Here is a 9,166-nt window from a genome sequence, read left to right on the forward strand (position 1 = left end):
CATGGAACTTCCCACCGGATACGTCACCGCGCTCGACGCCATGAACCGGCACGTCAACTCGGCCAGACCGGACGCACCGGTGCAGGTCGAACGCGCCCGCCCGGCGCTGCTCGCCCCCACCCGGCAGGCCGCCGCGGTCGCCCTGCGCCGGCTCGCCGACCGCATCCAGCCGCGACCGTTGCCCGGTGAACCGCGCTGCTCGTGAGCCGACCGAAACTCATTCGGGCACGCAGGGGACAAACAGTGTGGGTCCGGGCACGGAGGGTGGTCGAGTAGGGCGCGGCCAGGCAGACTGGTGAGGCCATGTCGCCCTTCACGCCCACCCTCCGTCTCCACGACCGCTACGTACTGCACGAGCGGATCGGTCTCGGTGGCATGTCCGAGGTCTGGCGGGCCGACGACGACGTGCTCGGCCGACCTGTCGCGATCAAGGTCCTCGCCGGGCAGCTCGCCGCCGACCCGCAACTGCGGGCCACCATCCAACGCGAGGCCCGCGCGGCCGCCCGGCTGACCCACCCACACGTGACCCAGGTGTACGACTACGCCGAGGCAACCCTGACCGGCGGCGTCGTGGTCCCGTACCTGGTGATGGAACTCGTCGACGGCCACAACCTGGCCGACCGGCTGCGCGGCGGGCCGCTGCCCTGGCCGGAGGCGGTCCGGGTGGCCGGGCAGATCGCCGCCGCGCTGGCCGCCGCGCACCGCATCGGCGTCGTGCACCGCGACGTCAAGCCGGGCAACGTCATGCTCACCGACACCGGCGCCAAAGTGCTCGACTTCGGCATCGCCGCGCTCGGGGGGCTCGACGGCCAGTCCGGCGAACCACTGATGGGCACCCCCGCCTACTTCGCCCCGGAGCGGCTCAGAGCCGGCCCGCCCGACCCGGCAAGTGACGTGTACGCCCTCGGCGCGCTGCTCTACCGCACCCTCACCGGGCAGGCGCCGCTGCCGGTGCAGAGCTGGGAGGACGCCCTCGAGGTGCACCGGCGCGGCACTCCGGTGCCGCCGCTACGGGTGCCGGGCCTCCCCGCCGACGTCGCCGAGCTGACCCTCGCCTGCCTGGCCGCCAACCCTGCCGACCGGCCGAGCGCCGCGCACCTGGCCCGCCGCTTCGGCGCCGGCCAACCTGTCGAGCCGCCCACCGAGCTGCTGCGCGTTCGGCAGGTGGCGCACCCGCCCACCCTGATCGACCGCTCGGCCGCCCGTCCCGCTCCGGTCGCCGCCGAGCCGACCCGCCGTCGATCGCGCCGACCCCTCGCCGTGTTGGTCGCGGCCGGCCTCGCCGTGCTGATCGGCGTCGGTGCCCTGCTCGCCGAGGGGCCTTTCGGCACACCCAGCGCACCCGACTCGCCGCAGGTGGCCGCCCCTGCGTCGACCTCCGCCCCGACCCCCGCACCCACGACGCAGTCGCCGACGCCGACGGCACCCCCCTCGCCCCGACCCAGCGCCAGCACCCCGCCGCCGACCATCGGGCAGCAGGTGCCGGTCAGCCTCCGGGAGGTGACAAGCGGCTTCGCCGCCGTCCTCGCCAGCGCGGTGGCCCGCGGTGACGTCGACCGCAAGACCGCCGAAGATCTCCGCGACGACCTGGCCGACCTGAGCCGCCACACCAGGGACCGCGCCAAGCGCGTCGCCGACCTCCGGGAACGCATCGCCGAACTGGTGGACCGCGACCGGCTGCCAGCGCGGACGGGCGCCCAGCTCGACGCTCTGCTCGCTCAGACCGACAGCTTCACCACCGGCCGTACGGACGACTGATATCCCCGTCGATACCGCTGGCATGATGTCCCGATGCGGACACGTCTGATCTTCGTGCGACACGGCGAGTCGCTCCACCAGCTCGAAGGAACAGTGGGCGGGCCACGTGGTTGTCGGGGCCTCACCGCCCTCGGCCACGAGCAGGCACACGACCTCGCCAACCGGCTCACCAACGAGGTCGCCGCCGACCGACCGGTGGCGGTCTACTCGTCCGTGCTGCGCAGGACGGTCGAGACCGCGCAACCGATCGCCACCGCGTTCGGCGTGCGGCCCGTTGCCGACTGTGGCCTGTGCACCTGGCACACACCCCCGTACGCCGACGGCCTGCCGACCGCCCTCTTCCGCACCGACCACGCGGTGGCCGGCGGCGGCGTGTTCCGACCGTTCGAGGAGGGCAACGAGAGCTGGGCCGAGCTGGTGGTCCGCGTCAGCCGCGCGATCATGGAGATCGCCCACCGGCACCGGGGCTCCACAGTGGTCCTGGTCGGGCACAGCGAGACAGTGGAGGGCGCCTTCCACGCGCTCGGCGCGCAGCCGGTCTTCCGGGCCTTCGACCTGGACGTGCCCCCGGCCTCGATCACCGAGTGGACCACCGACCACGACCCCGGCGGGTGGCCGCCGGCCCGCTGGACGCTGCGCCGCTTCGCCGACACCGGCGGCTGGGCCAGAGCGTGATGCCTCCGCGCGGTCTCGGAGCGCGCCCGGTGGCCACCTGACTCACCGGCACGGCGTTTCTGCCGACCGGCTCCGGCCGGCCGTACTCTCACCGGATGACGACAGCGCAGACACACACCCTTGCCGTACCCGGCGTCGACCTGGTCTACGACGTCCGCGGCCCGTTGCCCCCGTCCGATGGGCGCCCCGTGCTGCTCATGATCGGCCAACCGATGACGGCGGAGGGCTTCGCCGCGCTCGCCCCGCACTTCACCGACCGTACCGTCGTCACCTACGACCCGCGCGGTCTCGGCCGCAGCGTCCGCACGGACGGCCGCACCGACCACACGCCGCAGCAGCAGGCGGCCGACCTGCACCACCTGATCGAGGCGCTCGACTCCGGCCCGGTCGACCTCTTCGCCAGCAGCGGCGGTGCGGTGACGGCGCTCGAACTCGTCGCCGCCTACCCGGGCGACGTCGGCACGTTGGTGGCGCACGAACCGCCGATCAACGCGGTGCTCCCCGACGCCGGAGCCGCCGAACGCGCTCGGGCCGACTTCTACCAGGCGTACCAGGCGAAGGGCACCGGCGCGGGCATGGCCGCGTTCATCGCGATGACCTCGTGGCAGGGCGAGTTCACCGACGCCTACTTCGCGCAGCCCACCCCCGATCCGGCCTCGTTCGGGCTGTCCACCGAGGACGACGGCAGCCGCGACGACCCGCTGCTGTCGGACCTGTCGTGGGCGATCACCGACTACCGTCCCGACGCGAGCCGGCTCACCTCGGCGCCGACCCGGATCGTGGTCGCCGTCGGCGAGGAGTCGGCCGGGACGTACACCGCGCGTACCGCCCTCGGCCTGGCGGCTCTGCTCGGCCAGGAGGCAGTGGTGTTCCCGAGTCACCACGGCGGCTTCCTCGGGGGTGAGTTCGGCTACGCGGGTAAGCCGGAGGAGTTCGCCGTACGGTTGCGGGAGGTGCTGGACGCCGGCTGACCGGGGTCGGTCAGCCGCGCTGCTCGGCCAGGAGTTGCTCACGCAGGATCTCGGCGTGCCCGCAGTGCTGGGCCAGCTCGCGTAGCACGTGCAGATACACCCAGCGCAGCGGCAGAGGGCCGCGCCGGTTGCCGCGCAGCACGTCGTCCAGCCCCAACGACGCCGTCGCGCGGCGGGAGGCCTCGCACGCCTCGCGGTGCGCCCGCTGGACCGAGGCGATCGTGTCGTCGTCGTCGAGGATGAACGACTCATCCGGCGAAGCGGGAATGCCGATCTCGGCCCGGGACCGGCAGGTGACTGCCTCGTCGAACCAGACCTTCTCCACGAACGCGCCGTGCTTCACCAGACCCAGCAGCGTCGTCCGGGACGGCACCAACGAACGGCGCGCCTGCTCCTCGGTCAGCCCGTCCAGGCAGCCGTTGAGCGCCCTGCGGTGCTCGTCGATGAACGCCTCGAACTGGGCCTTGGCCGGGTGGCCGATGACATCCTCGGCGAAGGTCCCTGGAAAAGAAGTCACCGGCGCAGCATTCCAAGGGCCGGGTCGAGGCGCAAACACCACACGCTCAGCCGAACGACATGAGCGCGCCGCGCTCGTCGAAGCGGGCGCTGCCCGCCCAGGCGATCTCCCAGCGGTTGCCCTCCGGGTCCGCGATGTAGCCGGAGCGCCCACCCCAGGACCGGTCGGTCGGCGCCGCCACCACCGTCGCGCCCGCCTCGACGGCCGCGGCGAAAGCCGTGTCGACCTCCTCGCGGCTGTCGACGTTGCAGGCCAGGGTGACGCCGGACCAGCCGCCGGCCGGGGCGGGCATACCCGGCGCCGCCTCCGCGGCCAGCTCCGGCAGCGGGTAGAGCGCGAACAGGACGCCACCGAGCAGGAAGGCCGACCAACCGTCGTCGCTGGCCGGCAGCTCAGACCACCCCAGCGACCGGTAGAACGAGCGTAGCGTCACGATGTCGCGTGCTCCCACCGTGACCACTGACAGTCGGGAAGGGACGATGCTCATGGTCCGACCGTAACGCGATCGCTGTCCGCCACCCGCCCGGAGCGGACCACACGGGCGTACGCGCCGACGCACGGCTGGGGACCCATCCCGGGCAGAGGCTCCACCCGGTTGAGCCGGGCGGGCACGCGCAACGCCTCGGGCTCGCGGCGCAGCGGTCCGTGCGCGAGCGTCGGCACCGCGCAGCGGGGCGTCGGGGCGAGCACGGCGAGCACCAGGTCCGGGCCGACGCGCAACTCCCGGCCGACCCAGCCGTTCTCGGCGAAGGCATCGGTGCCCGCGTCGAGCACCAGGTTGGGCCGGTAGCGCTGCACTGTCCCCGCTCCGGGCGGTAGATGCCCGGCGATCCGATCCAGTGTCGCGGTGGTGACCAGGTGGATCGGAGCGAAGTCGAAGAAGGTGCCGGGCAGCACCGAACCCAGCCGGCTCTCGTCGGCCGGAACCTCGTCGTCAAGACCGGCGGCGAGCACCGCCTCCGGGTGGGAGCGCAGCAGGGTAGCGCCGGCTGGCACGGCGTCGATCACTGTCACCGGGCGACCCACGGCCGCGCTGAGCGCCCGGTCGATGTCGAGGTCCCCGACCGACAGGTGCCGGCCGTCGGGCAGGGTGATCCGTACCGGATCGGTCACCCCTCCGGTCGCCTGTAGCGCGAGCAGGCCGCGCCACCGATGCGGCTGCTTGGCGCTGGCCACCCGTCCACTGGTCCGATCCACCAGGGCCAGCACGCGGTCACCCGCGACTCCGGCCGTGCCGATGTCGGCAGCCGGGATCCGCTCTCCGAGCAGCGACTTCACCGGGTACCGCCACAGCTGCACCACTCGTCCGGAGATCATCGCGTCACCCTAACCGCGCCTGCCGGGCCACGTCCGGCGACCGGTCAGTCGAGGCTGACGCTTACCAACTCGCCCGGCTCGGTGCCCGCGCGCCCGACGACCTCGCCCTGCGGCGTCCACACCCCCGACCGCCCGGCCGTCTCGGTGAAGCCACCGCCGGTCGAGCCAGCGAAACTTGCCACCGCCACCCACACCCGGTGGGCGGCGGCGATCCGCCGCGCCCGCTCGCCGATCACGGCGGTGTCGCGCGCGGCCTCCACGACACCCGCCGCGTAGACGTCGATCCCGAGCGCTGCCGTCCGCTGCGCGTGGGCGGCGACGCCGGTGTCCTTGCAGACCGCCAATCCGACCCGCCAACCGTCCACGTCGAGCACGACCGGCGCGTCGCCCGGCCGGAACCGGCGGGCCTCCGCGTCCCCCAGCCACATCTTGCGGTACGCCACAGTCACACCGGCCCCGGTCACCGCAAGCACCGCGATGTGGTCGCCCGCGACCGGTGCACCGGCCAGCGCCAGCGCCTCCGTTTCGGCGCACGCCTCGACCAGCGGCGTCAACAGCGGGTCGTCGACCGACACGACCGGGGCGTCCAACTCGTACCCGGTCAGCGACAGCTCCGGAAAGACCACCACCCGGGCACCCGCCGCACGGACCGCGGCCGCGTGCGCCAGCGCGTTCGCCGCGACATCCAGGGGTACGCACAGCGGCTGCGCCACCGCGAGCCGGAGCGGGGTGCGGGTTTCCACACCCTGGCCGGTGTGGTCGACCCGCGCGGTCGGGCGGTCGTCCTCATGGTCGACTCTCAGGATCGCTTCGTACCGTGGGTGCATGATTCGAACGTCCCACGCCGTGCTCGCCACCGGAACCCCCACCGCCGCGGCGGAACCGCCGCAGGGCGGGATCGTCGGTTACGTCACCGACCTGGTGGAACGGCTCGGTGGCCCCGGTGCCGGCCTGGCGGTGGCGCTGGAGAACCTCTTCCCGCCGATCCCCAGCGAGGTGATCCTGCCGCTGGCCGGTTTCGTCGCCGCGCAGGGACGGATGAGTCTGGTCGGTGCGATCTTCTGGACCACGCTCGGCTCGGTGGTGGGTGCCCTCGCGCTCTACCTGATCGGCGCGTCGCTGGGGCGCGACCGGATGCGCGCCATCGTGTCCCGGCTGCCGCTGGTGAAGCTCGCCGACGTGGACCGGACCGAGGCGTGGTTCCTCCGGCACGGCGTGAAGGCCGTCTTCTTCGGGCGGATGATCCCGATCTTCCGGAGCCTGATCTCCATCCCGGCCGGGGTGGAGCGGATGCCCGTCGCCACGTTCCTGCTCTACACCACGCTGGGCAGCCTGATCTGGAACAGCACGTTCGTGCTCGCCGGCTATTTCCTCGGCGACAACTGGCATCTCGTCGAGGGCTACGCCGGCATGCTCCAGAAGGTGGTGATCGTGGTCTGTGTGGCGGCGGCCGCCTGGTTCGTCGGGTCCCGCGTCCTGCGCGCCCGTCGCGCCGCCCGCAACCCCGAACCGGCCGAACCCGAGCAGCGCACGCTGAACGGCGTACCCGACCCGGCCGGCCGCGGCACCCTCTACCGCAGCGGGTCGTGGGCCTCGGACGAGCGCTAGCAGCGGGTGGCCGTGCAGACGGACGAGATGGCGGGGGAGCGGCGTACCGGCAGGTGGTGGGACCGGCTCCGGCTGCCGGTCGGAGTCGCCGCCGGAATCGCCACGGCCGCTGTCGAGCTCGCCTTCCTCACCGTCGCGGCCGCCGCGTTCGCCGTCGGTGCGTTCGGGCCGGCCGCCCGCCGTCGGGTTGTCGGCCTGACCGGGAGGTACGCGGCGCGGCTGGTGCACCTGGAGCGACGCCGCCTCGACGGGCTGCTCGGCGCGGGGGAGTTGCCCACACCGAACGACGTGACGACCCGACGGCAGGTCGGCTACCTGGCCGCCCGACTGCTACCCGGCGCACTGGGCGTGCTCGCATACGCCGTGCTCGGCATCGGTGTGGTGCTCGCCGGGATCGTGCTGCGCGCGGCGGTGCACAAGGAGCTGAGCTTCCTCGACGCGTTGTCCCAGCTCGGCGTCGGGGCGGTCCTGCTGCTGCTGAACGTCCAGGCTCTCGCCAGTATCGCGGCGCTGGATGTGCGGCTGGCCCGCCGACTGCTCAGCCTGGGGCGTCGGGCGGAGCTGACACGGCGGGTCCAGGAACTGACCACCAGTCGGGCCGGGGTCATCGCCGCTGTCGACGCCGAACGGCAGCGCATCGAACGCGACCTGCACGACGGCCTCCAGCAGCGGCTGGTCGCCCTCGGCATGCTGCTCGGCCGGGCCCGCCGTGCCCGCGACGCCGACCCGCACGCACGCGCTGGTCGCGCAGGCACACGAGGACGTGCAGCGGGCCGTCGAGGAGTTACGCGAGGTGGCGTGGCGGGTCTACCCGTCGGCCTTGGACAGCAACGATCTGGGGGAGGTGCTGGCCATCGTCGCCCGCGGATCCCAGGTGCCGGTGCGCATCCGCTGCGATCTGCCGGTCCGCCCCGAGCGGCAGATCGAGACGGTGCTCTACTTCGTGGCCTGCGAGGCGCTGACCAACGCCGCGAAGCACGCCGCCGCTAACCTGGTCGCTGTCGAGATCGAGGCACAGGACGGGTGGATCCGGATGCGCGTGCACGACGACGGCGTCGGCGGGGCGCAACCGACCGGGCGCGGGCTGTCCGGGCTGGCGCGACGGGTCGCCGCGCTGGACGGCCGACTGTCGGTGACCAGCCCGGCCGGAGGTCCGACGACAGTGCAGGCGGAGTTGCCGTGCGGTTAGTCCTCGCCGAAGACTCGACGCTGCTCCGGGAGGGGCTGACGCGGCTCCTCGCCGAGGAGGACCACGAGGTGCTCGCAGGAGTGGGGACCGCCCACGAGCTTGTCGAGGCGGTCGAACGAGCCCGACCCGATGTGGTCGTCACCGACGTCCGAATGCCGCCCACCCATACCGACGACGGGCTGCGGGCTGCCCTGGAGATCCGCCGACGGTGGCCCGACACCGGCGTCCTCGTCCTCTCCCAGTACGTGGAGCGGCGCTACGCCAGCCGGCTGCTCGCGGACCGCCCCGAGGGGGTCGGCTACCTACTCAAGGACCGGGTCGCTCAGGTGGACGACTTCCTCGACGCACTCGACCGGGTCGCCGCCGGAGGCACCGCCCTCGACCCGGAGGTGGTCCGTCAGGTGGTGGCCGGCTCGGACCGGCCCGACCCGCTCGGTCGGCTCACCCCACGCGAACGGGACGTGTTGCACGAGATGGCGCAGGGGCACACGAACCTCGCGATCGCCCAACGGCTGCACGTGTCGCAGAGCGCTGTCGAGAAGCACGTCAACGCCATCTTCGACAGACTCGACCTCGCGCACACGGCCGGCTACAGCCGACGAATCCTCGCCGTCCTGCGTTACCTGGGCACCTGACGCCGGCCGCCTCGGAACCCGACCTGATCCACTCGACTTCGGCGAAACGGCGGTATCCGGCACCCGGGGCATCCCTGCGCCCATCAGCTGGGTGATTTGTCCGGTGGTGGGCTGTGGTCGGCGGCACCCGTCAGCCGGAATCATCGTTGGGCGGGGGTCGTTACACACCCTGACGATCGCAGGACCACGGCCAGGTCGCCTCGACCGGCCACCCCCGGAATGACAGCGGTCCCCGGGTCGTTACACCCCCCGGCGCCGCGAGCCCCCCGCTCGCAGGCCGCCGACCCCCCAAACTTTTCCCCTTTTGTAGCGCCGGACGTGGTGCTCACATCCGTTGCCCTCAGGCGGGTGTCCTTACCCCCGAAGGAGCTTTCCCCATGACCACGATCTTCCGTAAGAGTGTGTTGTCTGTTGCTGGTCTGGCGTTCGCCGGTGGTGTGTTCGCCGGTCCGATCGCCGCCCACGCGAACCCGGTCGATGCCAAGCCCGCCGCTGT

13 protein-coding genes are annotated in these 9,166 nt (G+C 72.8%); 8 read left to right on the forward strand and 5 right to left on the reverse strand.

What is annotated here, in order from left to right; translation table 11 throughout:
* The first annotated feature begins 1 nt into the window (after position 1).
* The 4 genes from AB0B86_RS26645 to AB0B86_RS26660 all read left to right on the forward strand — a co-directional run bounded on the left by AB0B86_RS26645 (position 2) and on the right by AB0B86_RS26660 (position 3,404).
* A complete protein-coding gene (locus AB0B86_RS26645) occupies positions 2–205 on the forward strand; it encodes a hypothetical protein (RefSeq protein WP_357411357.1) in 204 nt (67 codons plus the stop codon).
* Positions 206–303: 98 nt separating this feature from the next.
* Complete coding sequence (locus tag AB0B86_RS26650; protein ID WP_357411355.1) at positions 304–1,758, forward strand: protein kinase; 1,455 nt, start codon at positions 304–306, stop codon at positions 1,756–1,758.
* 33 nt (positions 1,759–1,791) lie between these two features.
* Positions 1,792–2,433, forward strand: coding sequence for a histidine phosphatase family protein (locus AB0B86_RS26655; RefSeq protein WP_357411353.1), 642 nt, complete (start codon positions 1,792–1,794; stop codon positions 2,431–2,433).
* A gap of 95 nt (positions 2,434–2,528) precedes the next feature.
* Entirely contained in the window at positions 2,529–3,404 is an 876-nt protein-coding gene (locus AB0B86_RS26660; RefSeq protein ID WP_357411351.1) for an alpha/beta hydrolase, read from the forward strand.
* Positions 3,405–3,414: 10 nt separating this feature from the next.
* On the opposite strand, the gene AB0B86_RS26665 is transcribed toward AB0B86_RS26660, so the two are convergent.
* From AB0B86_RS26665 to AB0B86_RS26680, 4 genes are read right to left on the reverse strand one after another with little or no spacing between them, the layout of a single operon-like run.
* A complete protein-coding gene (locus AB0B86_RS26665) occupies positions 3,415–3,921 on the reverse strand; it encodes a DinB family protein (RefSeq protein ID WP_357411349.1) in 507 nt (168 codons plus the stop codon).
* 46 nt (positions 3,922–3,967) lie between these two features.
* Positions 3,968–4,408: a VOC family protein gene (locus AB0B86_RS26670; protein ID WP_357420049.1), complete on the reverse strand. Its 441-nt coding sequence runs from the start codon at positions 4,406–4,408 to the stop codon at positions 3,968–3,970.
* A complete protein-coding gene (locus tag AB0B86_RS26675) occupies positions 4,405–5,238 on the reverse strand; it encodes an MOSC N-terminal beta barrel domain-containing protein (protein ID WP_357411345.1) in 834 nt (277 codons plus the stop codon). Before AB0B86_RS26675 ends, AB0B86_RS26670 begins: the two co-directional genes overlap by 4 nt.
* A gap of 44 nt (positions 5,239–5,282) precedes the next feature.
* Entirely contained in the window at positions 5,283–5,981 is a 699-nt protein-coding gene (locus tag AB0B86_RS26680) for a carbon-nitrogen hydrolase family protein (RefSeq protein WP_357411473.1), read from the reverse strand.
* Between the two features lie 82 nt (positions 5,982–6,063).
* Here AB0B86_RS26680 and AB0B86_RS26685 point away from each other — a divergent pair, with 82 nt between their 5' ends.
* Positions 6,064–6,846, forward strand: a complete 783-nt coding sequence (locus AB0B86_RS26685; protein WP_357411343.1) for a DedA family protein — start codon at positions 6,064–6,066, stop codon at positions 6,844–6,846.
* 330 nt (positions 6,847–7,176) lie between these two features.
* On the opposite strand, the gene AB0B86_RS26690 is transcribed toward AB0B86_RS26685, so the two are convergent.
* Positions 7,177–7,578 (reverse strand): hypothetical protein, encoded by a 402-nt coding sequence (locus AB0B86_RS26690; protein WP_357420054.1) that lies wholly within the window; start codon positions 7,576–7,578, stop codon positions 7,177–7,179.
* Here AB0B86_RS26690 and AB0B86_RS26695 point away from each other — a divergent pair.
* Genes AB0B86_RS26695 through AB0B86_RS26705 form a run of 3 tightly spaced genes read left to right on the forward strand, consistent with a single transcriptional unit; the run spans position 7,519 to position 8,670 of the window.
* Positions 7,519–7,836 (forward strand): hypothetical protein, encoded by a 318-nt coding sequence (locus AB0B86_RS26695; protein WP_357420052.1) that lies wholly within the window; start codon positions 7,519–7,521, stop codon positions 7,834–7,836. The two genes, AB0B86_RS26690 and AB0B86_RS26695, sit on opposite strands and share 60 nt — an antisense overlap.
* Positions 7,790–8,035 (forward strand): ATP-binding protein, encoded by a 246-nt coding sequence (locus AB0B86_RS26700; protein WP_357420053.1) that lies wholly within the window; start codon positions 7,790–7,792, stop codon positions 8,033–8,035. The genes AB0B86_RS26695 and AB0B86_RS26700 overlap by 47 nt, the downstream gene beginning before the upstream one ends.
* The gene (locus AB0B86_RS26705; protein ID WP_357420050.1) at positions 8,026–8,670 is read left to right on the forward strand and encodes a response regulator transcription factor; all 645 of its coding nucleotides are present in this window, start codon (positions 8,026–8,028) and stop codon (positions 8,668–8,670) included. The genes AB0B86_RS26700 and AB0B86_RS26705 overlap by 10 nt, the downstream gene beginning before the upstream one ends.
* The last annotated feature ends 496 nt before the right edge of the window (positions 8,671–9,166 follow it).

This window comes from Micromonospora sp. NPDC049047 (assembly GCF_040649135.1).
Lineage (GTDB): Bacteria > Actinomycetota > Actinomycetes > Mycobacteriales > Micromonosporaceae > Micromonospora.

Bases quoted from the DNA above. Each gene is read 5' to 3' on its own strand.
- AB0B86_RS26645 (WP_357411357.1), top strand. From the start codon at position 2: ATGGAACTTCCCACCGGATACGTCACCGCGCTCGACGCCATGAACCGG.
- AB0B86_RS26650 (WP_357411355.1), top strand. From the start codon at position 304: ATGTCGCCCTTCACGCCCACCCTCCGTCTCCACGACCGCTACGTACTG.
- AB0B86_RS26655 (WP_357411353.1), top strand. From the start codon at position 1,792: ATGCGGACACGTCTGATCTTCGTGCGACACGGCGAGTCGCTCCACCAG.
- AB0B86_RS26660 (WP_357411351.1), top strand. From the start codon at position 2,529: ATGACGACAGCGCAGACACACACCCTTGCCGTACCCGGCGTCGACCTG.
- AB0B86_RS26670 (WP_357420049.1), bottom strand. From the start codon at position 4,408: ATGAGCATCGTCCCTTCCCGACTGTCAGTGGTCACGGTGGGAGCACGC.
- AB0B86_RS26675 (WP_357411345.1), bottom strand. From the start codon at position 5,238: ATGATCTCCGGACGAGTGGTGCAGCTGTGGCGGTACCCGGTGAAGTCG.
- AB0B86_RS26685 (WP_357411343.1), top strand. From the start codon at position 6,064: ATGATTCGAACGTCCCACGCCGTGCTCGCCACCGGAACCCCCACCGCC.